The sequence below is a fragment of the Actinoplanes sp. CA-051413 genome (assembly GCF_050955795.1).
In the GTDB taxonomy this organism is placed as follows: domain Bacteria; phylum Actinomycetota; class Actinomycetes; order Mycobacteriales; family Micromonosporaceae; genus Actinoplanes.
This window is the reverse complement of sequence record NZ_CP192100.1, coordinates 608,881-632,183: the sequence shown is the minus strand read 5'-3', so window position 1 is coordinate 632,183 and position 23,303 is coordinate 608,881. Positions and strand designations below refer to the sequence as shown.

At 69.9% G+C, this 23,303-nt stretch carries 20 protein-coding genes and 1 riboswitch; of the genes, 10 read left to right on the top strand and 10 right to left on the bottom strand.

What is annotated here, in order from left to right:
• Positions 1-108: 108 nt before the first annotated feature.
• The gene (locus ACQP2Y_RS02980; protein ID WP_433724334.1) at positions 109-1,143 is read right to left on the bottom strand and encodes a LacI family DNA-binding transcriptional regulator; all 1,035 of its coding nucleotides are present in this window, start codon (positions 1,141-1,143) and stop codon (positions 109-111) included.
• A 166-nt stretch (positions 1,144-1,309) separates the two neighbouring features.
• Here ACQP2Y_RS02980 and ACQP2Y_RS02975 point away from each other — a divergent pair, with 166 nt between their 5' ends.
• The 6 genes from ACQP2Y_RS02975 to rhaI are packed head-to-tail and all read left to right on the top strand — an operon-like array spanning position 1,310 to position 7,426.
• Positions 1,310-2,836 (top strand): sugar ABC transporter ATP-binding protein, encoded by a 1,527-nt coding sequence (locus tag ACQP2Y_RS02975; RefSeq protein WP_433724332.1) that lies wholly within the window; start codon positions 1,310-1,312, stop codon positions 2,834-2,836.
• Complete coding sequence (locus tag ACQP2Y_RS02970) at positions 2,833-3,843, top strand: ABC transporter permease (RefSeq protein WP_360815925.1); 1,011 nt, start codon at positions 2,833-2,835, stop codon at positions 3,841-3,843. The genes ACQP2Y_RS02975 and ACQP2Y_RS02970 overlap by 4 nt, the downstream gene beginning before the upstream one ends.
• Entirely contained in the window at positions 3,836-4,825 is a 990-nt protein-coding gene (locus ACQP2Y_RS02965; protein WP_433724330.1) for an ABC transporter permease, read from the top strand. The genes ACQP2Y_RS02970 and ACQP2Y_RS02965 overlap by 8 nt, the downstream gene beginning before the upstream one ends.
• A 25-nt stretch (positions 4,826-4,850) precedes the next feature.
• On the top strand, positions 4,851-5,924 hold the full coding sequence (gene rhaS / locus ACQP2Y_RS02960) for a rhamnose ABC transporter substrate-binding protein (protein ID WP_360815920.1): 1,074 nt from the start codon (positions 4,851-4,853) through the stop codon (positions 5,922-5,924).
• 3 nt (positions 5,925-5,927) lie between these two features.
• Positions 5,928-6,254, top strand: a complete 327-nt coding sequence (locus tag ACQP2Y_RS02955; RefSeq protein ID WP_360551330.1) for an L-rhamnose mutarotase — start codon at positions 5,928-5,930, stop codon at positions 6,252-6,254.
• Between the two features lie 5 nt (positions 6,255-6,259).
• Positions 6,260-7,426 carry an L-rhamnose isomerase gene (gene rhaI, locus ACQP2Y_RS02950; RefSeq protein WP_433724327.1) on the top strand — a complete coding sequence of 389 codons (1,167 nt, stop codon included), beginning with the start codon at positions 6,260-6,262 and terminating at the stop codon, positions 7,424-7,426.
• Positions 7,427-7,538: 112 nt separating this feature from the next.
• On the opposite strand, the gene ACQP2Y_RS02945 is transcribed toward rhaI, so the two are convergent.
• The 4 genes from ACQP2Y_RS02945 to ACQP2Y_RS02930 form a co-directional block, all read right to left on the bottom strand.
• On the bottom strand, positions 7,539-8,081 hold the full coding sequence (locus tag ACQP2Y_RS02945) for a DM13 domain-containing protein (RefSeq protein ID WP_433724325.1): 543 nt from the start codon (positions 8,079-8,081) through the stop codon (positions 7,539-7,541).
• A gap of 116 nt (positions 8,082-8,197) precedes the next feature.
• Entirely contained in the window at positions 8,198-8,980 is a 783-nt protein-coding gene (locus ACQP2Y_RS02940; protein WP_433724323.1) for an ATP-binding cassette domain-containing protein, read from the bottom strand.
• Positions 8,977-10,002, bottom strand: coding sequence for an ABC transporter permease (locus ACQP2Y_RS02935; protein WP_433724321.1), 1,026 nt, complete (start codon positions 10,000-10,002; stop codon positions 8,977-8,979). Before ACQP2Y_RS02935 ends, ACQP2Y_RS02940 begins: the two co-directional genes overlap by 4 nt.
• A gap of 1 nt (position 10,003) precedes the next feature.
• On the bottom strand, positions 10,004-11,059 hold the full coding sequence (locus tag ACQP2Y_RS02930) for a sugar ABC transporter substrate-binding protein (protein WP_433724319.1): 1,056 nt from the start codon (positions 11,057-11,059) through the stop codon (positions 10,004-10,006).
• 144 nt (positions 11,060-11,203) lie between these two features.
• Between ACQP2Y_RS02930 and ACQP2Y_RS02925 the strand changes: the two genes are divergently transcribed.
• Positions 11,204-12,226 carry a LacI family DNA-binding transcriptional regulator gene (locus ACQP2Y_RS02925; protein ID WP_433724317.1) on the top strand — a complete coding sequence of 341 codons (1,023 nt, stop codon included), beginning with the start codon at positions 11,204-11,206 and terminating at the stop codon, positions 12,224-12,226.
• Here ACQP2Y_RS02925 and ACQP2Y_RS02920 read toward each other — a convergent pair.
• On the bottom strand, positions 12,210-14,429 hold the full coding sequence (locus ACQP2Y_RS02920; protein WP_433724315.1) for a discoidin domain-containing protein: 2,220 nt from the start codon (positions 14,427-14,429) through the stop codon (positions 12,210-12,212). The genes ACQP2Y_RS02925 and ACQP2Y_RS02920 overlap by 17 nt on opposite strands.
• 493 nt (positions 14,430-14,922) lie before the next feature.
• Here ACQP2Y_RS02920 and ACQP2Y_RS02915 point away from each other — a divergent pair, with 493 nt between their 5' ends.
• Positions 14,923-15,426, top strand: a complete 504-nt coding sequence (locus ACQP2Y_RS02915; RefSeq protein ID WP_433724313.1) for a metallophosphoesterase family protein — start codon at positions 14,923-14,925, stop codon at positions 15,424-15,426.
• Here the strand turns inward: ACQP2Y_RS02915 and ACQP2Y_RS02910 are convergent.
• Together ACQP2Y_RS02910 and ACQP2Y_RS02905 are read right to left on the bottom strand one after the other, a co-directional pair.
• Positions 15,413-16,507 (bottom strand): L-dopachrome tautomerase-related protein, encoded by a 1,095-nt coding sequence (locus ACQP2Y_RS02910; RefSeq protein WP_433724311.1) that lies wholly within the window; start codon positions 16,505-16,507, stop codon positions 15,413-15,415. The genes ACQP2Y_RS02915 and ACQP2Y_RS02910 overlap by 14 nt on opposite strands.
• Before the next feature lie 62 nt (positions 16,508-16,569).
• The gene (locus ACQP2Y_RS02905) at positions 16,570-17,991 is read right to left on the bottom strand and encodes a glycine hydroxymethyltransferase (protein WP_433724309.1); all 1,422 of its coding nucleotides are present in this window, start codon (positions 17,989-17,991) and stop codon (positions 16,570-16,572) included.
• A 19-nt stretch (positions 17,992-18,010) separates the two neighbouring features.
• Positions 18,011-18,117: riboswitch (ZMP/ZTP riboswitch) on the bottom strand.
• An 86-nt stretch (positions 18,118-18,203) separates the two neighbouring features.
• On the opposite strand from ACQP2Y_RS02905, the gene ACQP2Y_RS02900 reads away from it, so the two are divergent.
• Positions 18,204-19,730, top strand: coding sequence for a cation:proton antiporter (locus ACQP2Y_RS02900; protein WP_433724307.1), 1,527 nt, complete (start codon positions 18,204-18,206; stop codon positions 19,728-19,730).
• Here ACQP2Y_RS02900 and ACQP2Y_RS02895 read toward each other — a convergent pair.
• Complete coding sequence (locus ACQP2Y_RS02895) at positions 19,715-20,446, bottom strand: class I SAM-dependent methyltransferase (RefSeq protein WP_433724305.1); 732 nt, start codon at positions 20,444-20,446, stop codon at positions 19,715-19,717. The genes ACQP2Y_RS02900 and ACQP2Y_RS02895 overlap by 16 nt on opposite strands.
• 326 nt (positions 20,447-20,772) lie before the next feature.
• On the opposite strand from ACQP2Y_RS02895, the gene erm reads away from it, so the two are divergent.
• The gene (gene erm, locus ACQP2Y_RS02890) at positions 20,773-21,570 is read left to right on the top strand and encodes an ErmE/ErmH/ErmO/ErmR family 23S rRNA (adenine(2058)-N(6))-methyltransferase (protein ID WP_433724303.1); all 798 of its coding nucleotides are present in this window, start codon (positions 20,773-20,775) and stop codon (positions 21,568-21,570) included.
• Positions 21,571-21,627: 57 nt separating this feature from the next.
• Here the strand turns inward: erm and ACQP2Y_RS02885 are convergent, their stop codons facing one another.
• Entirely contained in the window at positions 21,628-23,280 is a 1,653-nt protein-coding gene (locus ACQP2Y_RS02885) for a methyl-accepting chemotaxis protein (protein WP_433724301.1), read from the bottom strand.
• Positions 23,281-23,303 lie beyond the last annotated feature (23 nt).

The following is a 23,303-nucleotide window of genomic DNA, read 5'->3' as shown; positions in this document are numbered from 1 at the left end:
ATAAGACCGGTCGGGCCATGAAACGTTTCACAGATTGCCAGCAGGTTACGGGCCGATCGGCGCCGGGGTCAATACTTCGCGCCCGATCCGCCGGCTGATGAAACGATGTCAGTACGCGCGGGAACGGACGACCGTGGAGGCCCGCGCGACCAGCTCCGGGACGAACAACGGCTGCTGGTGCACATGCTCGGGATTGGTCGCCTCGTCGATCACCAGCTGCGCCGCGGCCCGGCCCAGCTCCTGGCGCGGCTGGCGCACCGAGGTCAGCGGCACGGCGGCCGCGGCGGCGAACTCGATGTCGTCGAAGCCCACGATGGCCAGCTCCTCCGGCACCCGCAGGCCCGCGCCGATGCTCTGCTGCAGAAGACCGAGCGCGAGCAGATCGTTGGCGCAGAACGCGGCGGTCGGCCGGCGTCGCACCGGGATGCCGGCGAGCCGCTCACCCGCCGAGCGGCCCTCGGCGACGGTCAGCCCGGCCGTCGGCAGATGGATCAGATCCTCCGGCGGCAGGCCCAGCTCGGCCCAGATCTGCCGGGCCCCCTCGACTCGCTCGCGGACCTGACCGATCGACTCCGGCCCGCCGACCACCGCGACCCGGGTGTGCCCCTGTTCGGCCAGGTGCTCGACCGCGATCCGGCCGCCCAGCACGTCATCAACGGCGACCGAGCAGAAGAGACCGCCCGCACCGACCCGGTCGACGATGACCACCGGGATGCCGCGGCGGCTGATCTCGGCCAGGTGCGGCGCGTCCGGATTGACCGGGGTGATCAGGATGCCCTGCACCCGCTGCTGCATGAGGCGGTCGAGGTGGACCTCCTCGCGCTCGGCCCGGCCGTTGCTGTTGCAGATGAACAGCGAGAGGTCGGCGTCCTCGGCGGCGAGCTCGATGCCCTGCGCGACGTCGTGGAAGAAGGGGTTGCTGCCGTCCAGCATCACGTAGGCCAGGGTGCGGCTGGTGCCGGCCCGCAGCTGCCGGGCCGACTCGTTGCGCACGAAGCCCAGCTCCACCATGGCCCGCTCGACCCGCTCCCGGGTGGTCGGGCTGACCACCTCGGGGCGGTTCATCACGTTCGAGACCGTGCCCAGGGAGACCCCGGCCGAGCGGGCGACGTCCTTGACGGACGGTGTCCTGCCGTTGACCACGGATCCCCCTTTGAAACGTTGAAGCGACATCGTACGGGATAACTCGTACCACCCGGCTTCCCGTTTCGAGAAGGTTTCATCCAGGTGCTTGACACGTGTGATCGGGGCCACCTACGTTCGTCACACGCCGTATGAAACATTTCAAACATCCTTGCGGAGGTGGCCCGTGGCGGCAACGCCCGACGAGTCGCGGCCCGGCCCGGCCTTGCTCGAAGTGCGCGAGGTGACCAAGTCCTTCGGCGCCGTCGCGGCCGTGCAGGGCGTCAGCTTCCCCCTGTACGCGGGCGAGGCGCACGCCCTGGTCGGCGAGAACGGCGCGGGCAAGTCCACCATCGTCAAGATGCTCGCCGGCGTGCACCGGCCGGACACCGGCGCGCTGGCCGTCAACGGCACGGAGGTCGAGTTCGCCGGCCCCGGTGACGCCAAGGCGGCCGGCATCGCGGTGATCTACCAGGAGCCGACACTCTTCCCCGACCTGTCCGTCGCGGAGAACATCGCGATGGGCAACCAGCCGCTGACCCGCCTGCGGCAGATCGACCGCCGGGCGATGCACGACAACGCGGCCCGGCTCTTCACTCGCCTCGGCGTGCACATCGACCCGGACCGCCCGGCGCGCGGCCTCTCCATCGCCGACCAGCAGCTCGTCGAGATCGCCAAGGCGCTCTCCAGCGAGGCCCGCGTCCTGATCATGGATGAGCCGACCGCCGCGCTCAGCGGTGTCGAGGTCGACCGGCTCTTCGCGGTCACCCGGGCGCTGCGCGACGAGGGCGCCGCGATCATGTTCATCTCGCACCGCTTCGAAGAGATCACCGCGCTCTGCCAGCGGGTCACCATCATGCGCGACGGCAAGCACGTGTGCACCGAGCTGGTCGCCGACCTCAGCGTCGACGACATGATCCGGCGGATGGTCGGGCGCGACCTGAGCACGCTGTTCCCCAAGCAGGACACCGAGATCGGCGAGACCGTGCTCGAAGTGGACGGACTCGGCCGCGAGGGGGTCTTCCGGGACATCAGCTTCACGGTCAGGGCCGGCGAGATCGTCGCGCTGGCCGGGCTGGTCGGTGCGGGCCGTTCCGAGGTCATGCAGGCGGTGTTCGGCGTCGACCGGTACGACACCGGGTCGGTCCGCCTCCTCGGCAAGCCACTCAAGGCCGGCTCGCCCCGCGCGGCCATGGCGGCCGGCATGGCGCTGGTCCCCGAGGACCGCCGCCAGCAGGGGCTGATCATGGACCTGTCGGTCGAGCGCAACGTGACCCTGCCGCGCAGCCGGGCGCTGGCCAAGCTCGGCCTGCTCTTCGGCGCGGCCGAACGCCGCGAGGCGACGAGCTGGACGAGTCAGCTGCAGACCAAGCTGGGCCGGCTGTCCGACCCGGTGGGCACGCTGTCCGGCGGCAACCAGCAGAAGGTGGTGCTGGCCAAGTGGCTGGCCACCAACCCCAAGCTGCTGATCGTCGACGAGCCCACCCGCGGCATCGATGTCGGCACCAAGGCCGAGGTGCACCGGCTGATGTCGTCGCTGGCGGCCCGCGGGCTCGCCGTCGTCATGGTCTCGTCCGAGCTGCCCGAGGTGCTGGGCATGGCGGACCGGATCATCGTCCTGCGCGAGGGGCACGTGGCCGCCCAGCTCACCCGCGCCGAAGCCACCGAGGAGAACGTCATGTACGCGGCAATGGGCCAGCAGGTGACGACATGACGGCGGCCGTGGCGGCGCCCCGCCGGCTTTTCTCCGGGCTGGTCAAGGTGCGGGAGCTGGGCATCATCCTGGCTCTGGTGGTGCTGGTCGGCTACACCGCCGCGAGCAACCCGCGGTTCCTGTCCGGGCAGAGCATCCGCGACATTCTGCTGAACACGGCGATCCTCGCGGTGATGGCCGCCGGGCAGGCCGTCGTGGTCATCACCCGCAACATCGACCTCTCCGTCGGGTCGGTGCTCGGCCTCAGCGCCTTCACCGTCGCCACCATGATGAGCGACAACCCCGGCCTGCCGATGGTCGTCGCGATCATCGTGGGCCTCGCCGTCGGCGGCGCGGCCGGCCTGCTCAACGGCGTGCTGGTCCGGTACGGCCGGGTGCCCGCGCTGGTGGTCACGCTCGGCACGCTCTACATGTTCCGCGGCATCACCTACTCGTGGGCCGGTGGCCAGCAGGTCAACGCCGACGAACTGCCGCGGCACTTCCTGACCTTCGCCAACGACTCGATCCTGGGCATCCCGTGGCTGGTCCTGATCGCGCTGGTCGTCGTCGGCGGCGTCTCCCTGCTGATGCGCAACTACCGGGTGGGCCGCGAGCTGTACGCGATGGGCTCCAGCCCGCAGGCCGCCGAGCTGGCCGGCATCAAGGTGGCCCGCAACCTGCTCGGCGCGTTCATCCTGAGCGGCGCCCTCGCCGGGCTGGCCGGAGTGCTCTTCGCCGCCCGCTTCGGCACGGTCGACGCGGCCGCCGGCACCGGCCTGGAGCTCAACGTCGTCGCGGCCGTGGTCGTCGGCGGGGTGGCGGTCTTCGGTGGCAGCGGCACGGTCTGGGGCGCGGGCCTCGGCGCCCTGCTGCTGACCGTGATCGGCAGCGCCCTGACCGTGCTGGACATCAACCAGTTCTGGCAGCAGGCCATCGTCGGCGCCCTGATCATTCTGGCCATCTGCGCCGACCGCCTGGTCGCGGTGCGGATCGCCCGCTCGCTGCGGAAGAAGGACAGCCATGTCTGAAATCAGAAGGAGACTCTCATCCTGGGACAGCATCATCGTCCTGCTGACCGTCTTCGTGCTGGTCGTGGCCTCATTCTCGGTGACCAACTTCGGCACCAGCCGCAACTTCACCTTCCTGATCCTGGACCTGCTGCCGATCATGCTGGTCGCGCTGCCGATGACGTTCATCATCGTCACCGGGGAGATCGACCTGTCGGTGGCGAGCACGCTGGGACTGTCCAGCTCGATCATGGGCTACCTGTGGAACCAGGGACTGTCCATCGAGTCGATCATCCCGATCTGCATCATCGCCGGCGCGATCCTCGGTGCAGTCAACGGCTTCCTGGTCACCGGGCTGGGCCTGCCGTCGCTGGCCGTCACGATCGGCACCCTCGCCCTCTACCGCGGGCTCGCGCTAGTGGTCCTGGGTGACGGCGCGGTCGCGGACTTCCCGTTCAGCTACACCGGCTGGGTGACCGGCACTATCGGCGACGGGCCGGTCCCCAACGTCCTCATCCTGATCGTCGTCCTGGCGGCGATCTTCGGGGTGATCCTGCACGCGACCCCGTTCGGCCGGTCGCTGTACGCGATCGGCGCGAACGCCCAGGCCGCCCATTTCTCCGGTATCCGGGTGGCCCGCACCAAGTTCTGGCTGTACGTGGTCAGCGGCGCGGTCGCCGGACTGGTCGGGGTGCTCTGGACGCTGCGCTACTCCAGCGCCCGGGCCGACAACGGCGCCGGACTCGAGCTGGCCGTGGTCGCCGCGGTCCTGCTCGGCGGCGTCTCCATCTTCGGCGGCAAGGGCACCCTCCCCGGTGTCCTGGCCGGCGTGGTCCTGCTCGCCGCTCTGCAGAACGCCCTGCGCCTGCAGGACGTGTCGGGCCAGGCGCTGAACATCGTCACCGGTGCCCTGCTCGTGCTCTCCGTGCTGCTGCCCAACATCGCGACCTCGATCCGTACCACCTGGCAAAGGCGGAAACTTCGCCGCGCCGCTGCTGTCTGACCCCTCGCCCTCCAAGGAGTACGCCATGCTTCGTTCCCACCGACGCCTACTCTCCGCAGGCGCCGCCTCACTTCTTGTCCTCGGCATCGCCGCCTGCGGTGGCACCACCAAGGACAGCGCCGACAAATCCGGCCCCGCCGCCGCGCAGTCCGGCGCGGCCGACCCGAACGCGAAGCTCAAGGAAGGCCTCAAGATCGCCTTCCTGCCGAAGCAGCTCAACAACCCGTACACCGACGTCGAGGTGGGTGGCGGCAAGGTCGCCGCGGGCGAGCTCAAGGGCGAGTACAAGCTGGTCGGCCCGAACGACGCCAGCGCCTCCTCGCAGGTCAGCTACATCAACACGCTGATCCAGCAGCAGCAGAACGTGATCGGCATCGCGGCCAACGACCCGAACGCGGTCTGCCCGTCGCTGAACCAGGCCCGCCAGGCCGGCATCAAGATCGTGGCCTTCGACTCGGACGCCTCCAAGGACTGCCGGGACGTCTTCATCAACCAGGCCACCACCCAGGGCATCGGCGAGAGCCTGGTCAAGATGGCCAGCGAGCTGGCCGGTGGCTCCGGTGAGATCGCCATCCTCTCGGCGACCCCGAACGCGACCAACCAGAACGCCTGGATCGAGGTCATGAAGACCGAGCTCGCCAAGCCCGAGAACGCCAAGCTCAAGCTGGTCAAGACGGCGTACGGCAACGACGACGACCAGAAGTCGTTCCAGGAGGCCCAGGGCCTGCTGCAGTCGTACCCGAACCTGAAGGTCATCGTCTCGCCGACCACCGTGGGCATCGCCGCGGCCTCGCGCTACGTCAGCTCCTCGAACTACAAGGGCAAGGTGGCGATCACCGGGCTGGGCCTGCCGAACCAGATGCGCGAGTACGTCAAGGACGGCACCGTGAAGAAGTTCGCGCTGTGGAACCCGGCCGACATCGGCTACCTGGCCGCGTACGCGGGTGCGGCGCTGGCCTCGAACCAGATCACCGGCAAGGAAGGCGAGAAGTTCAAGGCCGGCAAGCTCGGCGAGTACACCGTCGGCGCGGCCGGCGAGATCGTGCTCGGCCCGCCGACCGAGTTCACCGCCGAGAACATCGACCAGTTCAACTTCTGACCGATGCGCTACTGCTTCAACCTCCAGGTCCGCCCCGAGCGGATGGCGGAGTACGTGGAGCGGCACCAGGCCGTGTGGCCCGAGATGCAGGACGCATTGCGGGCCACCGGCTGGCGCAACTACTCCCTGTTCCTGCGTTCCGACGGGCTGCTGGTCGGCTACGTCGAGACCGACGACCTCGCGGCGGCCCAGGCGGCAATGGCGCGGACCGAGGTGAACGCCCGCTGGCAGGCGGAGATGGCCGAGTTCTTCACCGGCATCGACGGCCGCCCACCGGACGAGAGCTTCGTGCTGCTGACCGAGGTTTTCCACCTATCAGAAGAGAAGTGATCCACATGGCTGATCTGGCCGCCGTCAAGCGGGCCCTCGCCGCCCAGCGGATCGAGACCCCGTCCTGGGCCTTCGGCAACTCCGGCACCCGGTTCAAGGTCTTCGCCCAGGCCGGCGTGCCCCGCAACCCGCGGGAGAAGATCGCCGACGCCGCCACCGTGCACAAGTTCACCGGGGTGGCGCCGACGGTCGCGCTGCACATCCCCTGGGACAAGGTGGACGACTACGCCGAGCTGCGTTCCTACGCCGAGTCGCTCGGGGTGGGCATCGGCGCCATCAACACCAACGTCTTCCAGGACGACGACTACAAGCTGGGCTCGGTCACCAACCCGGACGCCGGCGTACGCCGCAAGGCCACCGACCACCTGCTCGAGGCGATCGCCATCATGGACGCGACCGGCTCGCGGGACCTGAAGCTGTGGTTCGCCGACGGCATCAACTACCCCGGCCAGGACGACCTGCGCAACCGCCAGGACCGGCTGGCGGCGGCCCTGCGCGAGACGTACGACCGGCTCGGCGACAACCAGCGCATCCTGCTGGAGTACAAGCTGTTCGAGCCGGCCTTCTACGCCACCGACGTCCCGGACTGGGGCACGTCGTACGCGCACTGCATCGAGCTGGGCGAGAAAGCGACGGTGTGCATCGACACCGGCCACCACGCCCCGGGCACCAACATCGAGTTCATCGTGGCGTTCCTGCTGCGCCAGAACAAGCTGGGTGCCTTCGACTTCAACAGCCGCTTCTACGCCGACGACGACCTGATGGCCGGGGCGGCGGACCCGTTCCAGCTGTTCCGGATCATGTACGAGATCGTCCGTGGCGGCGCGCTGGACCCGGCCTACGGCATCAACTTCATGCTGGACCAGTGCCACAACATCGAGACGAAGATCCCCGCGATCATCCGCTCGGTGATGAACATCCAGGAAGCGACGGCGAAGGCGCTGCTGGTCGACCGGGACGCGCTGAGCAGGGCCCAGAACGACGGTGACGTGCTGGAGGCCAACGCGGTGCTGATGGATGCCTACAACACCGACGTCCGGCCGCTGCTCGCCGAGGTCCGCGCGGACGCGGGCCTGGACCCGAACCCGGTCGCGGCCTACCGGCGCAGCGGCTACCAGGAGCAGATCGTCCAGGACCGGGTCGGCGGCCAGCAGGCCGGCTGGGGCGCCTGATCGAGCCGGCTGACCGGGCCGCGCGACCAGGACCGCCCGACCAGGACCGCCCGACCAGGACCGCCCGACCAGGGCCGCGCCGAGCCGGCCATCGCGGACGGGGCTGCCGCGCTCAGCGCAGCGCGGCGGCTCCGAACGAGACGGCGAAGCGTTTGCACCAGATGCTGATGCTGCGGTAGTCCTCGGGGTCGACCTTGCCCGGGACCGGATAGACCTGGTCGCCACGGTTGCCCTTGAGGCGGCCGAGCTCGGTCCACTTGCCGTCGTCGAAGACCCGCCAGCCCGCGGTGCCTTCGCGGACCTCCTGGTCGGTGAGCCAGACCCGCAGGTCGGGGCCGTCCGAGGTGTCCAGGCCGACCAGCTCGACCTGGTGGCTGCCGTCCGGGTTGCGGACCAGGCGGGCGGTGCCGGCCGTCGCATGCTCGTGGGTGATGAAGGAACCCGTGCGCACCACGACCGGCCCTGCAGGCTCGGTAGTGATCGGCGGCGCGGCGGCACTGCTCGGCGTGTCAACCACTGTGGACAGCGACTCGCTGATCGTGGTGTCGGTGAACAGCCGCCAGGGCTGGAACCAATACAGACCAACGGCAGCGCCGGCCCCCAGCACCAGGACGGCCACCCACGTAACCCGTTTGGCGAACAAGCGTTTCAGCACAGTGCTGAGTCAACACGGCCGCCGGCACCACCGGAAGAATCCCGGGCATTACCGCTTCCTTACGGCCGCCGGACAGAGCTCCGCCCCCGCTGAGACGGGCGGGGGCGGAGAACCGGTCAGGCCACCGGTGGCGGCTCCGCAGCGCCGGTCATGATGGCGACGGCTTCGGACATGGAGTGGCTCTTCGGGGTGATCACGGTCGCCCGGCGGCCCAGCCGCTGGATGTGGATGCGGTCCGCCACCTCGAAGACGTGCGGCATGTTGTGGCTGATCAGAATCACCGGCAGGCCCCGGTCGCGGACGTCGCGGATCAGTTGCAGCACCCGGTTGCCCTCCTTGACGCCCAGCGCCGCGGTGGGCTCGTCCAGGATCACGACCTTGCTGCCGAACGCGGCCGACCGGGCCACCGCCACCGCCTGCCGCTGGCCGCCGGACAGCGACTCCACCGCCTGGCCGATGTTCTGCAGCGTCGCCACGCCCAGCTCGTTCATGTGGCGCCTGGCCTCGGAACGCATGTGTTTGCGGTCCAGCATGCGAAAGACCGAGCCGAGCGGACCTTTGCGCCGTTCCTCCCGGCCGAGGAAGAGGTTGTCGGCGATGTCCAGTCCGGGCGCGACCGCGAGGGTCTGGTACACCGTCTCGATGCCGGCGGCCCGGGCGTCCATCGGGCTACGGAAGTTGATCCGTTCGCCGTCCAGGTAGATCTCGCCGGAGTCCGGGATGAGGGCGCCGGAGAGCGCCTTGATGAGGCTCGACTTGCCGGCACCGTTGTCGCCGATCACCGCGAGGATCTCGCCGGGGTAGAGCTCGAGGTCGCTGTTCTCGATGGCCGTGACCCGGCCGTAGCGTTTGGTGAGTCCCTTCGCGCTCAGGACCGGCGTCTGTGTCGTGGTCGTCATGCCTTGACCTTCCTGATCCACTGGTCGAGCGAGACCGCGACCAGAACGAGCAGGCCGATGGCGAAGCCTTGCCAGACCACCTCGACGCCGCCGAGTTGCAGGCCGTTGCGGAACACCCCGACGATCAACGCACCGATCAGGGTGCCGATGACGCTGCCGCGGCCGCCGAAGAGGCTGGTGCCGCCGAGCACGACGGCGGTGATCGAGTCGAGGTTGTACTCGGCCCCGACGTTGGGGCTGGCCGACGCCAGCCGGCCGATGAGGATCCAGCCGCCGACCGCGTAGAGCAGGCCGGCCACCGTGTACACGGAGAAGAGCACCCGGTTGGTGCGGATGCCGGCCAGCCGGGCCGCCTCGACGTCGTCGCCGGTGGCGTACACGTGCTTGCCCCAGGCCGTGGAGCGGAGCGCGTAAAAGAAGTACGCGAACAGCAGCAGCATGATGATCGAGCCGTACGTGAGGCTGAAGTTCCCGATCGGGATCGAGTTGCCGGTCCAGGTCATCAAGCTCGGCATGTCGGCGCCGCGGACGGTCTCGCTGTTACTGACCACCGCGTTCAGGGAGAAGAAGATGGTCAGCGTGCCCAGCGTGACGATGAAGGGCGGAAGCCTCAGCTTGGTGACCAGGAAGCCGTTGACGGCCCCCATCGCCGTGCCGCAGGCGAAGCCGAGCAGCAGCGCCAGAAAGCCCGGCATGTTGAGGCCGGTACAGAAATTGGCCATCAGGATCGCCGAGAAGACCGCGATCGCGCCGGCCGACAGGTCGATGCCGGCGGTCAGGATGATCAGGGTCTGGCCCAGGGCGAGCGTCGCGATCACGGTGACCTGAGCGAGGACCAGGGACAGGTTCGCCGCGGAGAAGAACCTGGTGTTGACGATCGAGAACGCGATGATCGCGACGATCAGCACGGCCAGCGGCCCGAGGACCGGGTTGGCGTGCAGCAGATGTTGAAGGCGGAGGCCGAACGAGTCGCGGTGAGCGACCTCGAAGTCGGCGCCAGGTGTCTCGGTCGCAGTTGCCATCTCAACCCCAGCAGTTCTGTTTGCCCCAGGCCGAGTCCTTGGCCTCGATACCGGTCTGCGGCTGGTCGGTGATCAGGGTCGCGCCGGTGTCCACGAAGTCCTTGCCCGCGCTGGCCTGCGGCTTGGTGCCGTCCTTGGCGAAGGCGGAGATCGCTTCGATGCCGAGCGAGGCCATCTTGAGCGGGAACTGCATCGAGGTGGCCCCGATGACTCCGGCCTTGACGTTGTCGACGCCGGGGCAGCCGCCGTCGATCGAGACGATGGTGACGGTCTTGTCCTTGCCGGCCGCCTTCAGCGCCTGGTACGCGCCGGCCGCCGCGGGCTCGTTGATCGTGTAGACCAGGTTGATCGACGGGTCCTTCTGCAGCAGGTTCTCCATCGCGGTCCGGCCGCCGTCCTCGGCGCCGTCGGTCACGTCGTGCCCGACGATGCGCGGGTCGGACTCGTCACCGATCTTGTTGGCGTCGCCCACCGGGATGCCGAAGCCGTCCAGGAAGCCCTGGTCGCGCTTGACGTCCACGGAGACCTGGTTGGCGTTCAGGTCGAGCATGGCGATCTTCGCCTGCTTGCTCTCCTTGTCGAACTTCGCCTTGGCCCACTGCCCGATCAGCTTGCCGGCCTGGTAGTTGTCGGTGGCGAAGGTCGCGTCGACGGCGTTGGCCGGGTCGGTCGGCGTGTCCAGGGCGATGACCAGCATGCCCGACTGCTTGGCCTTGTCGATCGACGGGACGATCGCCTTGGAGTCGTTCGGGGTGATCAGGAAGCCCTTGGCACCGGCCGAGATCAGGCTCTCGATCGCCTGCACCTGCGCCTCGTTGTCCCCGTCCTGTTTGCCGGCGAAGCTCTGCAGCTTCACGCCGGCCTTGTCCGCCGCCTGTTGCGCACCCTCCTTCATCTTGACGAAGAAGGGGTTCGTGTCCGTCTTGGTGATCAGTCCGACGGTTGCCCCGTCCCCGGAGCCCGAGTCGCCACCACAGGCCGCGGTGCCGAGCACCAGGCCCACGGCGAGCAGAGCGGGCCCGAGGCGCCCGCGCTTGATCAGCGTTGATTGGCGCATGTCCCCTCCAAATCGATTTAGCAGAAATCGAGAGACAACGTTGTCTTGCAGTAGACGACTCGGCGCATCCGGTGTCAACAATTAGTTTCGGCAATGTTGCGTAGCGTGATCAACATCGGCGGAAGTCGATCAATGGAGGGAACCATGACCCCCGGGCGACCCACCATGAACGACGTCGCCCGCACCGCGGGGGTCAGCCTCAAGACCGTCTCGCGGGTGGTCAACGGCGAGACCACGGTGGACCCCGCGCTGGTCGCCCGGGTCCGCGCGGCCGTGGACTCGCTGCACTACCGGCCGCACCTCGGGGCGAGCATGCTGCGCCGCAACGACCGGCGGACCGCGACCATCGGCCTGCTGCTGGAGGACGTGGGCAACCCGTTCTCGGCGATGCTGCACCGCGCGGTGGAGGACGAGGCCCGGCCCCGCGGGGTGCACGTGCTCACCGGCAGCCTCGACGAGGACCCCGAGCGGGAACGCGAGCTGACCCGGGCCTTCGCGCGCCGGCACACCGACGGGTTGATCCTCGCACCGGCCGGCCCCGATCAGGGCTACCTCGTCCTGGAGTTACCACCGGACATCCCGGTCGTCTTCGTGGACCGTCCCGCCGCCGGCTTCGCCGCCGACACCGTGCTGACCGGCAACGTGGCCGGGGCGGCGGAGGCGGTGCGGCATCTGATCGGGTACGGGCACCGGCACATCGCGTTCCTCGGCGACCTGGCCGGGATCGCCACGGCCCGCCGCCGGTTGCGCGGCTATCTCACGGTGCTCGACGACGCCGGGCTGGCGCCGACCGTGGTCGGTGGCCTGCACGACTCGGCGGCGGCCGAGGCGGCCACTCTGGACCTGCTGGACCGGGCGGAGCCGCCGACCGCGCTGTTCACCGGGCAGAATCTGATCACCATCGGCGCGGTCCGGGCGCTGCGCCGGCTCGGCCGGCAGCACACCGTGGCCCTGGTCGGCTTCGACGACTTCCCGCTGGCCGACCTGCTGGAGCCGGCGGTCACCGTGATCGCCCAGGACCCGGCCGCCATGGGCCGGGCGGCAGCGAGGGCGCTCTTCGAGCGGATGGACGGGCTCACGGCAGAGCCGCGCGAGATCAGGATTCCGACGACCCTGATCCCGCGCGGCAGCGGTGAGATTACCGGGCGACCTACGGGAAGTTGGTGACCGTACGCGGCACGACCTGGTCAGCCGTGGCCGCCGCCCCGATGTTGTTGACGACGTGGTCGATGGTGCCGGAGGCGAGCGAGATGGTGAAGATGTTGTGCAGCTTCACTCCCCCGTTGACCGGCGCCTGGAAGCCGTTGGCCGAGTGCACCGCCGGGTTGTTCTGGAAGAAGGCGTAGCTGCCCATCCCCCAGGCCTCGTGGGTGGACACGCTGTCGGCCACCTTGTACGCCGGGTAGCCGACACCGTCACTGCGCCAGACGGCGTTCGACGGCGGGTCGTACGGCTGCTCGTTCTGCAGGAAGTACGTCCGGCCGCCGTTGCCGTTCCAGAGGATCTCGGTCTTCTGGTAGTGCTCGACGAACAGGCCGTACGCGGTCACGTTCTGGCCGTTGACGATCAGGCCGCTGTCCGCGGTGTTGACCGTCCACCCGTAGGTGCCGGCGTTGCCGTGGTCGGCCCGCCACGCCCAGATGTGGTCGATGATCGTGTTGTTGCTGTTGACCAGCAGGCTGTTGGTGGCCTTGCCGGCGATGGAGCCGCCGATCCGGAAGAACACGTCCTGCACGGTCGTCGGGTTCCCGGCGTGGTTCGCCGAGGAGCCGTTCGGGCCGATGACCAACAGGTTCGCCGAGTTGGTCGTACCCGCGTCGAAGAAGAGACCGGCCAGCTTGACCCCGTCGACGTCCGCGACCTGCATCGGGGTGACGCCGTTGTCCGGGATGATGGTCGCGTAGCCCAGGCCCATGACCACGGTGTTGGCCCGGGTCACGTTGATGGTCTGGTTCACGTGGTAGACGCCCGGCTGGAAGATCAGGTTCAGGCCCTGCGCGAGCGCCTGGTTGATCGTCGCGGCGGAGTCACCGGGCTTGGCCACGTAGAACTGGCTCAGCGGGATGCTGGTGCCCGGGGTGTTGCCGTTGGCCCAGGTCACGCCGGCCGCGTTGGTCTGCAGGTTGGGCACGAAGACGGCGTACTGGCCGTTGGCCTGGTAGAGGTACGGCTTCTCCCGGATCACCGGGGTCTGGCCGATCACCGTGTACGGCGGGTTCGGGTAGCTGGCCGCCGGAGCGCCCTGCACGCCGACGAAGGTCTGGTTCCACACCGCGTTGGAGTTGGAGCCGATCGTGCTGTTGCGGGTGAACCACTGCTGCTGCGAGTACTGACCCTCGGTGCCGCTGATCCGGGAGTCGGCGATGTAGCCGCCGGACGCCCAGCCGTAGCCGTTCGGGGCCAGGTTCAGGTCACCGTGGATGTCCATCCGGCGGAACGGCGCGGCCTGCGAGACGGCCCAGCGGTTGGCCCCCGAGACCGGGTAGACCGACATGTTCTCCACCGAGCGCCAGAAGTTCTGGGTCGCGTTGCCCTGGAACCAGCCGGCGTCGACGGTGATGTCACCGTTGATCCGTACGTCCTGCGGGTTCTGGCCGAGGCCGATCACCGAGGTGTTGAAGCCGACCTGGATGTTCAGGCCGTTGTAGGTGCCCGGTTTGAACGCGAGCAGGTTGCGCTGCAGGCCGAACTGGTTCGTCTCCTGCTGCTTGAAGATCGCGTCGGCCGTGCTCTGGATCGACGCCATCGACATGGTCGGGTCGAAGACCGTCACGTTGGCGCCGAGGCTGCCGCCGCCCGGGAGCGTCGGCCCGGTGGGCGGGGTGGTGGTCGGCGGTGTTTCCGTGGTGCCGCCGAAGACCTTGAACTCCCAGAGCGAATAGCCGTACTGGGTGGCGCGCTCGGTGCCGTACATCCGCACGTAGCGGGCGGTGGCGGAGACCGGCAGGCTCTGCACGCCGGCCGCGCCGGCGGTGGCCGCGGTGGCGTCGGCCCAGCTGGTGCCGTTCAGCGAGGTCTGGATCCGGAAGGTCCGGGCGTACGCGGCCTCCCAGTTCAGCTCGACGCGGGTGATGGCCGAGCTGGCGCCGAGGTCGACCTGCAGCCACTGCGGGTCGGCGAACGCGGACGCCCAGCGGGTGCCCGTGTTGCCGTCGACCGCGGCCGTGGCCGGGAAGGCGCCGGGGTTCTCCGAGGACGAGGCGGTCACGGGCTTGCCCTGGGAGAGCAGCGTCTCGGCGGCTTCGGCACTCAGCGCGGTGACCGCGCCGAAGCCGGCGACGACGGTGGCGACCAGGGCGCCGGTGGCGGCGAGCCGCCATCGGCGGCGCGACCGCCCGGCAGGGGCGACGGAGGGAGCGGGGATGACCATTGCTTCTCCTAGACACAGCGGTACGGGCGCGGGAGTCACGCGTCCGAGGGGCGGGAGCCGGGGAAAGCGCCCGTTGGGGATGACAGTCGGAGCGATCAAAGAGAGCGCTTCACTGCTTCCTGGACGCTAAGTTCGTTACGGCCGTGTGTCAAAGGATCGGCGGCGAGGTTTCCGGGCGCCTTTTTGCCGCCGACAACCGTCCTAGCTGCGCGGAAGCCTTCCCGAAACCTCGGCCGGCCACCCCGCCCGGTGGTTCCGGAACCGGTTCCGACGTGCGCTGATAGGGTCCTGACGCGCCTCCGCGACGGCGGCTTCCGCGGCCCCTCCCCGACGGGAGAACTGGCTCTGGATAACGGTTCTCGCTACGGGATCGACGCGCCCGAATGAGCCCGCACTTGCAAGACGCTCGTAAGCCTCTTAAAGGCTAAAAGGGATGCGCCGGTCCTTCTCGTGGGAAGCGCTTCCTCGCCCGCCGGGGTTCTAGGGTGGCGTCATGCGCTTGGTACTGATGGCGGACACCCACCTGCCGAAGCGGGCCCGCGACCTCCCGGCCGAGCTGTGGGCGGCGGTCGACGCGGCCGACGTCGTCGTCCATGCCGGCGACTGGGTCGACGTCCCGCTGCTGGACGAGCTCACCGCCCGGTCGAAGCGGCTGATCGCCTGTTACGGCAACAACGACGGTCCGGCGCTGCGCGGCCGGCTCCCCGAGATTGCCCGAGCCGAGCTGGACGGGTTACGGCTGGCCGTGGTCCACGAGACCGGTCAGGCCACCGGCCGCGAGCAGCGCTGCACGGCCCGGTTCCCGGACACGGACGTGCTGGTCTTCGGCCACTCCCACATCCCGTGGGACACCACGGCGGAGACCGGCCTGCGCCTGCTCAACCCGGGCTCCCCGACCGACCGGCGCCGCCAGCCGTACGCGACGTACCAGACGGCGACCGTGTCGGACGGGGTCCTGACCGGCGTCGAGCTGCACCGGATCGTCAGACGAGCCTGACCGGGCCGGCGTCGATCGGCACCCGGAACAGCGAGTACGGGTACTGCCGCCGGTCCGTACCGCCCTGGTATTTGTCCTGGCGGTGCAGCTGGTTGGCGGTCACGTAGAGGTGCCGGTCCGCGGCGACCGACATCGTGTCGGGCCAGAGCAGCCGCGGATCGTGCACCACCGTCTCCAGCGTGCCGTCCGGCAGCCGCCGCAGGACCGCATTGTGCTCGCAGTTGGTGAGATAGAACCGGCCCTGGTCATCGGTCTCCAGCCCGTCGGAGACGCCGCCCTTGTCCCCCTCGTCCACCACCGTCGCGGCCACCTCGTCATCGCCGGCCGAGCGGTCCATCAGGGCGTCGGTCGACACGCTGTACCAGTGCCGGGAGGCGAGCGGGCAGTAGTACAGCCGGCTGCCGTCCGCGCTGATGGCGATGCCGTCCGCACCCATCAGCACCGGCTTGGCCGGGCCGTCGGCCGGACGCTCCAGGAAGGGCGCGCCCTCGACCACGGGCAGGAAGGCCGGCGGCTGCTCGGCCTTGGTGGACGGATGATCGTGCAGCTTCCGCCAGGCCGTACCGGATGCCAGGTCGACCACGATGATGCCGTTCGGACCCTGGTCGGAGGAGTCGGTGATGTAGGCGACGTTGCGCCGCAGGTCGAACCGCACATCGTTGAGATAGGTCGTGGGCAGTGCCACGTCGGGCTCGAAGACGATCGTCTGCACGACGGCGTCGGTGCTGAGATCGACACAGACCATCTTGGGGCCGCCGGGCTTGGTCGGCTGGAACAACGGACTCCCGGTGTCCAGCACCCACAGCCGATCGGCCGGATCGACGACAATGCTCTGCACCGACACAAAGGCCTTCGCGTCGTCATCCCCGGACGGGCTGTTCCACGCCTGGTCCGGATAGGGAACCGCGGTGCCGTCCCGCAGCTCCGCCACGGTGAAGGCGACCTCGTCGCCCCACTTCGGATAGTTGACGAAGATCCGCCCGCCGGCCGAGACACTGACGCCCGTGGGCATCGGCCCGCTGTCGAACGTGTGCACGGTCTCGAGGTCGCCGATTGTCTGATCGCTCGGTTGATTCGTCATCCCCGCCGGATACCCGTCGGACAGCCGCAATAACGGCTGCCCGACGGGCCGGCGAAGCATGATCAGGAGATGTCGACGGTCGGGTAGAGCGGGAAGTCCGCGAGCAGCTCGGTCGCCTGCTTGGCGACCCGGTCCGAGACCGCCGCGTCCAGGTCGAACTTCGCCTTCGACGCGCCGGCCTTGGTGCTGCTCAGCACCGTGTGCATCAGCTCGGCGATCTGGTCCATCTCCGCCGTGCCCAGGCCCCGGGTGGTCAGCGCCGGGGTACCGATCCGGATGCCGGACGTGTACCAGGCACCGTTCGGGTCCTGCGGGATCGCGTTGCGGTTGGTGACGATGCCGGAGTCGAGCAGCGCCTGCTCCGCCTGGCGGCCGGTCAGGCCGTACTTGTCGACGTCGATGAGGACCAGGTGGTTGTCGGTGCCGCCGCTGACGACCGTGGCGCCGCGGCTGGTCAGGCCGGCCGCCAGGGCCTGCGAGTTGTCGACGATGCGCTGCGCGTAGTCGGCGAACTCGGGCCGGCGGGCCTCCGCGAAGGCGATCGCCTTGGCCGCCATGACGTGCGCGAGCGGGCCGCCGAGGACCATCGGGCAGCCCCGGTCGACCTGGTCGGAGAGCTCGGGCTGGCAGAAGACCGCGCCGCCGCGCGGGCCGCGCAGGCTCTTGTGGGTCGTGGTGGTGACGATGTGCGCGTTGGCGATCGGGTCGAAGTCGCCGGTGAAGACCTTGCCCGCGACCAGGCCGGCGAAGTGCGCCATGTCGACCATGAAGGTCGCGCCGACCTCGTCGGCGATCTCCCGCATGATGCGGAAGTTCACCTTGCGCGGGTACGCCGAGTAGCCGCCCACGATCACCAGCGGCTTGAAATCCTTGGCCGAATCGCGCAGCGCCGCATAGTCGATCTGGCCGGTGGCCGCGTCGACGCCGTAGCTGCGCTGGTCGAACATCTTGCCGGAGATGTTCGGCCGGAAGCCGTGGGTGAGGTGGCCGCCGGCGTCCAGGCTCATGCCGAGCATCCGCTGGTTGCCGAACGCGGCGCGCAGCTCGGCCCACTCGGCGTCGGTCATGTCGTTGACGCTGCGCTTCTGCACCTTGGCCAGCGCCGGCGCCTCGACCCGGTCGGCCAGGATCGCCCAGTACGCGACCAGGTTGGCGTCGATGCCGGAGTGCGGCTGGACGTACGCGTACGGCGCGTTGAACAGGGCCTTGGCGTGCTCGACGGCGACCGACTCGACGGTGTCGACGTTCTGGCAGCCGGCGTAGAAGCGGCGGCCGATGGTGCCCTCGGCGTACTTGTCGGAGAGCCAGTTGCCCATCGCGAGCAGCACGGCCGGGGACGCGTAGTTCTCGGAGGCGATGAGCTTGAGAGACTCACGCTGGTCGGTGAGCTCCTTGGCGATCGCGTCGGCGATGCGGGGCTCGACGGCGCGGACCGCTTCCAGGGCGGAGCGGAACGCGGTCGATTCGGCGTTCAGTGCAGACATCGGACCTCCCTATCACAGGTGAAGAGGCCCAGGCGCACGGCAGGTCGTCTCCGGAGAACGGTCGTCCGGCACGGGGCCGCTCCCCGATGGTTGGCCCATCCGAACGCGCCAGTCACGGCCCGCCGACCAGCATACCGGCGCGGCCTCGGCCACGCGATCGCTCATCCAGGGAGTGCGTCACACCGGCGGGCCCGGCCACTAGCCTGGCGATCATGAACGGCGTGCAGATCCTGCTCATCGTCGGGGCCGGCATCGCGGTGTCCGCCCTGGCCCACCGGCGCGGCGTGCAGCCCGGGCTGATCATCGTCGCGCTGGCCGCCGGGATCAGTTTTGTGCCCGGGGTGCCGCGGCTGGAGCTGGACAGCGAGCTGATCCTGGCGATCGTGGTGCCCCCGCTGCTCTACTCGGCCACCCGCAACGCCTCGGCCACGGCGTTCGGGCAGAACCTGCGGAGCATCATCGACCTCGGGGTGCTGCTGGTGGTGCTGACCGCGGGCGCGCTCGGGGTGGTGACCTCGTGGCTGCTGCCGTCGATCGGGCTGGCCGCCGCCTTCGTGCTCGGTACGGTGCTGGCCCCGCCGGACACCATCACGACCGTGTCGCACGGCAAGGAGCTCGGCCTGCCCCGCCGGGTCACCTCGATCCTCACCGGGGAGAGCCTGGTCAACGACGCGACCGCGCTCACGCTGTTCAGCATCGCGGTGGCCGCGGTCGCCGGGGAGCACACCAGCTGGGGCGCCGGCACCCTGGAGCTGCTGCGCAACGCGGCGCTCGGGGCGGCCATCGGCGGTCTGCTGACGGCGGCCACCTTGCTGCTGCGCAAGCGGCTGGGCAATCCGACCCTGGAGACCACGCTGGTGCTGCTGGTGCCGTTCACCGCGTTCCTGCTGGCCGAGCAGGTCGAGGCCTCCGGCATCATCGCGGTCGTCACCGCGGCCTTCCTGATCAGCGCGAACACGTCCCTGGACCCGCGGCACCAGTATCCGGGCGCGTACCGGACCCGGTTGCAGGAGGACGCCTTCTGGCCGGTCGTCGACTTCCTGCTCGAGACGTTCGTCTTCGCGTACATCGGGTTGCAGCTGAGCTTCGTGCTGGACGACCTGGCCGCCGAGCCGGAGCCGGGGCTGGACCGCACGCTCATTGCGGCGGGCGTGCTGTTGCTCGCCGCCATCCTGCTGCGGCTGGCCGGCGTGTTCCTGCTGTTCGGGCGGTGGCGGATGGGCGACCGCCTGGCCCGGGCGCGGCTCGCCCGGGATCCCGGCCGGGCCGCCCGGATCGCGCAGCGCCGGTCCCGTGGCCGTCGCCAGGGCGGCGACGACAACCGCCTGGCGGCTCCCGGCGTACGGGAGAGCGTGGTGGTGGGCTGGACGGGCATGCGCGGCATCCTCACCCTGGCCGCCGCGGCTGCGGTCCCGGAGAGCGTCCCGGGCCGCGACGCCATCCAGGCCATCGCCCTGTTCGTCACCCTGGGCACCCTGCTGCTCCAGGGCACCACGATCCGCCTGCTGGTCCGGTGGCTGCGACTGGACGTCAGCGGCGAGGAGGAGCAGGCCCGGATGATGCTGGCCCGGGGCGTGGAGATCGCCACGGCGGCCGGCGACGGCTACGACCAGCAGCGGCTGGCGGTCAGCGAAGCGCTGATGCGGGGTGAGCTGGACGAGGAGACCGCACGCCGGTTGATCGGCGACATCGACCTGCGGCAGGCCGCCGCGAGCACGCTCGGTCAGGGCCTGGCGTAGACCGAGATGTGGCTGCGGCTGGTGGCGCGGAACGGCGTACGGTCCCAGCCGGCCCACCGTTCCCGCAGGTGCAGGCCCGCGAGCTGGGCCATCAGGTCGAGCTCGGCCGGCCAGCAGTAGCGGTGGGCGGTGGGCAGGAGCCGGACGCCCTTGCCGTCCACCGTCACGTGCTGCATCTGGATCCGCTGGGCGATCCGGTCGTGCACGGTGAGGGTGAAGCCGACAGAGTCCTCGCGTACGTCGTCGGTGCTGAACTGCCGGTCGTAGGCCGCGGGGTCGGGCACGTAGCACTCGAGCACGAACGCCCCGCCGGGCTCCAGCACCCGCGCCACGTTGCGGAACGTGTCCACCTGACGCTGCTGGCTGGTGAGGTTGAACAGGCTGTTCCAGACGACGTACACCAGCGGGAACGGCCCGGTGCTGGGCACATCCGCCATGTCCGCGGTGAGCACGGGCAGGTCCTGGCCGCCCGGCACAGTGCGGAGCTTGTCCACGACGGCCTGGGACGCCTCGACGCCCTCGACGGCGAAGCCCCGGCGGGCCAGCGGGATCGCCACCCGGCCGCCGCCGATGGCCAGCTCGAGGATCCGGGCCCCGGGCGTGACCATCCCGGCCAGGAAGCCCACGGCCGCCGCGGGGTCCGGCCCCTGGCTCAGATCGTCGTAGCGACTCGCCCAGCGGTCGCCGAAGAACGCGGGATCATCGAAGTCGGTCATCCCCTGCACGCAACCAGAGCCGCGTCCCGGCCGCCACCGCTTTTCACCCGCGGCGCACCTTGGAAAACCACATGACCGGCCCCGGCGGCCGAGGTTAAGGTCACCGGATGCCTACGACGCATGCTCTCCTCGGCCGGGCTCTGATGCCCGTGGCGCGGGGACCGCTGCACTCGTCCCGCCTGCGCTTCCGGCGTCGCGCCCTGCGCCGCCGCACCGCCTAGAGCCGCTTGCTGCGCCAGGGCCCTCCGCGTCCTCTTCCACCGGACGGGCCACGATGACGCCTGTCCGCGTTCGCCGCCGAGAAGGTGGCAGACAGGACCACGGCCATGGCACTACCCCATCCGAAACCGGCCGGACGCGAGCACGCCCGCGCGCGCCGGGCGTTCGGCCAGAATTTCCTTTCCGATCCGCGAGCAGTGCGTCAGGTGGTCGCCGCGGCCGGCATCCGGCCCGGTGACCTGGTGTACGAGGTGGGCGCCGGCCGCGGCGTCCTCACCGGCGAGCTGGCCCGGCACACCCGTGACCTGGTCAGCTACGAAGTGGACCCGCAGGTGGCGGCCGGGCTGCCGGTGCTGCCCGGCGTCACCGTACGGGTGGCGGACTTCCTGCGGGCCACGCCGCCGGACCGGCCGTTCGCGGTGGTGGGCAACATCCCGTACGCGCTGACGTCGGCGGTCGTGGACTGGTGCCTGCACGCCGGCACCCTGACCGCGGCCACCCTGCTCACCCAGCTGGAGTACGCCCGCAAACGCACCGGCGACTACGGACGGTGGACCCGGCTCACGATCAGCACCTGGCCGCTGGTGAGCTGGACGCTCGCGGGCCGGATCCCCCGGTCGGCGTTCCGCCCGGTGCCGCGCGTCGACGGCGGCATCCTGCGCCTGGAGCGGCGGCCGGTGCCGCTGGTCGAGCCGGCGGCTCTGCCCGCCTACCGGCGGTTCGTCGAGGTGGGCTTCACCGGCGTCGGCGGGTCGCTGCACAGCTCACTGTCCCGGCGGTACGGCGACCGGCGCGTCTCCTCGGCGTTTCGGGCGGCCCGGCTGGCCACCGGCGTACCCGTGGGTCTGGTCTGGCCGGAGCAGTGGCTGACGCTGTTCCGGCTGGTCGACGCCCCGCGGCGCTGACAGCGGAGGGCCTGCCGGCTGCGGCCGGCAGGCCCTCGTCCGTTCCGGTCCAGGTGCTCAGACCCGGAAGCGTTCCGCCACCATGCGCAGTTCCTCGGCCACCCCGTGGAGCTGGCTCACCGCGGCGTCCGCCTCGACCAGTGTGCTGCTGGTCTGCTCGGCCGAGTGCGCCACGCCGTTGATGTTGGTCGCGATGGTCGAGCTGCCGCCGGCCGCCTCGCCGATGCTGCGGCTCATCTCGGCCGTGGTCGCCGTCTGCTCCTCCACCGCCGAGGCGATGGTGACCTGGTAGTCGTTGATCCGCTGGATGATCTGCGAGATCTCGCCGATCGCCTCGACCGCGCTGGACGTGTCGGCCTGGATCGTCTCGACCCGCCGGGAGATGTCCTCGGTGGCCCGCGCGGTCTCCTGGGCCAGGTCCTTGACCTCGCTGGCCACCACCGCGAAGCCCTTGCCGGCGTCGCCGGCTCGGGCCGCCTCGATGGTCGCGTTCAGGGCCAGCAGGTTGGTCTGCTCGGCGATCGCGGTGATCACCTTGACCACGTCGCCGATCTCGGCGGACGAGGTGCCCAGCTTGGCGACGGTGTCGTTGGTGCTCTGGGCGACGCCGACGGCACTGGAGGCGACCTGCGCGGCGTCGTTGGCGTTCTGGGCGATCTCGCGGATCGAGGCGCCCATCTCGTCGCTGCCGGCCGCGACCGACTGCACCGAGCCGGAGACGTCACCGGCGGCCGCCGCGACCAGACCGGCCTGGGCGGCGGCCTCGCGGGCGCTCTCGCCGATCCGGGCCGTCACGCCGGTGAGCTGCTGGGTGCTGGCGCCCAGGTTGTGGGCGCCGGTGGTCAGCGAGCCGACCGTGGCGCGCAGCCCCTCGCGGGCCCGGTTGACGGCCATGGCCATCCGGCCCAGCTCGTCGCGGGAGCGCACCTCGGCCGGGATGGTGAGGTCGTTGTCGGCCACCGCCCCCAGTGCTGTCGCCACGGTCGCGAGCTGCTGCCGGATCAGCCGGACGACCAGCATGGCGATGGCGGCGGCCAGCAGGATGCCGACGATCAGGGAGGCGATCATGATCGTGCGGGCCGAGCGGAACTCTTCACCGGCCTCCCGGGCGAGGGTGTCGGCCTCGGTGTCCTCCAGCTTCTGCAGGTCGGCCACCGAGGTGTTCATGTCGCCCTCGACGCTGTTGAACTCGTTGAGGATCTGGTCCGGGGCCGGCAGCGTGTATCCGCCCGAGATGGGCTCCGCGAAGAGGACGGTGTCGCGCAGCGCCCGGTAGTGCTTGAGGGCCTCGGTGAAGGTGGCCAGGCTCTTCTCGCGGGCCTGGGAGTCAGCCGCGAGCTCGGAGTAGGCGCCGAGGGCGGAGTCGATCTTGGCGTCCGCGGCGCTGACGGCGTCCCGGCCCAGCTTCTTGCCGGCGGCGTCCGCGCCGATCTGGTAGAGCAGCATGCCGCGGAACATCTCGGCGATGCCCCCGCGCAGCTCGGCCACCTGCTGGAGGCTGTCGACGTGCTCGGCCTTCATCTGGGTGAGGTCGTCGCTCATCTCCGAGATCCGGTAGATGCCGAGCCCGCCGACGACCACGGCGACGATCGCCATCGCGGCCACCGCGACCACGTTCTTCACCGCCAGGCTGCGGTCGGCCAGCAGACCCGTGATCGGGCCGCGTTTCACCGTGACCTGCTGGGCGTCGTTCAGCACTGCATTCGGCATTCCCGTCACCTTCCGCTCGCGAT

What these genes read in the sequence shown, in the direction of transcription:
- ACQP2Y_RS02970 (WP_360815925.1), top strand. Translation starts at nt 2,833, where the DNA reads ATGACGGCGGCCGTGGCGGCGCCCCGCCGGCTTTTCTCCGGGCTGGTC.
- ACQP2Y_RS02965 (WP_433724330.1), top strand. Translation starts at nt 3,836, where the DNA reads ATGTCTGAAATCAGAAGGAGACTCTCATCCTGGGACAGCATCATCGTC.
- rhaS (WP_360815920.1), top strand. Translation starts at nt 4,851, where the DNA reads ATGCTTCGTTCCCACCGACGCCTACTCTCCGCAGGCGCCGCCTCACTT.
- ACQP2Y_RS02955 (WP_360551330.1), top strand. Translation starts at nt 5,928, where the DNA reads ATGCGCTACTGCTTCAACCTCCAGGTCCGCCCCGAGCGGATGGCGGAG.
- rhaI (WP_433724327.1), top strand. Translation starts at nt 6,260, where the DNA reads ATGGCTGATCTGGCCGCCGTCAAGCGGGCCCTCGCCGCCCAGCGGATC.
- ACQP2Y_RS02940 (WP_433724323.1), bottom strand. Translation starts at nt 8,980, where the DNA reads ATGACGACCACGACACAGACGCCGGTCCTGAGCGCGAAGGGACTCACC.
- ACQP2Y_RS02935 (WP_433724321.1), bottom strand. Translation starts at nt 10,002, where the DNA reads ATGGCAACTGCGACCGAGACACCTGGCGCCGACTTCGAGGTCGCTCAC.
- ACQP2Y_RS02930 (WP_433724319.1), bottom strand. Translation starts at nt 11,059, where the DNA reads ATGCGCCAATCAACGCTGATCAAGCGCGGGCGCCTCGGGCCCGCTCTG.
- ACQP2Y_RS02925 (WP_433724317.1), top strand. Translation starts at nt 11,204, where the DNA reads ATGACCCCCGGGCGACCCACCATGAACGACGTCGCCCGCACCGCGGGG.
- ACQP2Y_RS02920 (WP_433724315.1), bottom strand. Translation starts at nt 14,429, where the DNA reads ATGGTCATCCCCGCTCCCTCCGTCGCCCCTGCCGGGCGGTCGCGCCGC.
- ACQP2Y_RS02915 (WP_433724313.1), top strand. Translation starts at nt 14,923, where the DNA reads ATGCGCTTGGTACTGATGGCGGACACCCACCTGCCGAAGCGGGCCCGC.
- ACQP2Y_RS02910 (WP_433724311.1), bottom strand. Translation starts at nt 16,507, where the DNA reads ATGACGAATCAACCGAGCGATCAGACAATCGGCGACCTCGAGACCGTG.
- ACQP2Y_RS02905 (WP_433724309.1), bottom strand. Translation starts at nt 17,991, where the DNA reads ATGTCTGCACTGAACGCCGAATCGACCGCGTTCCGCTCCGCCCTGGAA.
- ACQP2Y_RS02900 (WP_433724307.1), top strand. Translation starts at nt 18,204, where the DNA reads ATGAACGGCGTGCAGATCCTGCTCATCGTCGGGGCCGGCATCGCGGTG.
- ACQP2Y_RS02895 (WP_433724305.1), bottom strand. Translation starts at nt 20,446, where the DNA reads ATGACCGACTTCGATGATCCCGCGTTCTTCGGCGACCGCTGGGCGAGT.
- erm (WP_433724303.1), top strand. Translation starts at nt 20,773, where the DNA reads ATGGCACTACCCCATCCGAAACCGGCCGGACGCGAGCACGCCCGCGCG.
- ACQP2Y_RS02885 (WP_433724301.1), bottom strand. Translation starts at nt 23,280, where the DNA reads ATGCCGAATGCAGTGCTGAACGACGCCCAGCAGGTCACGGTGAAACGC.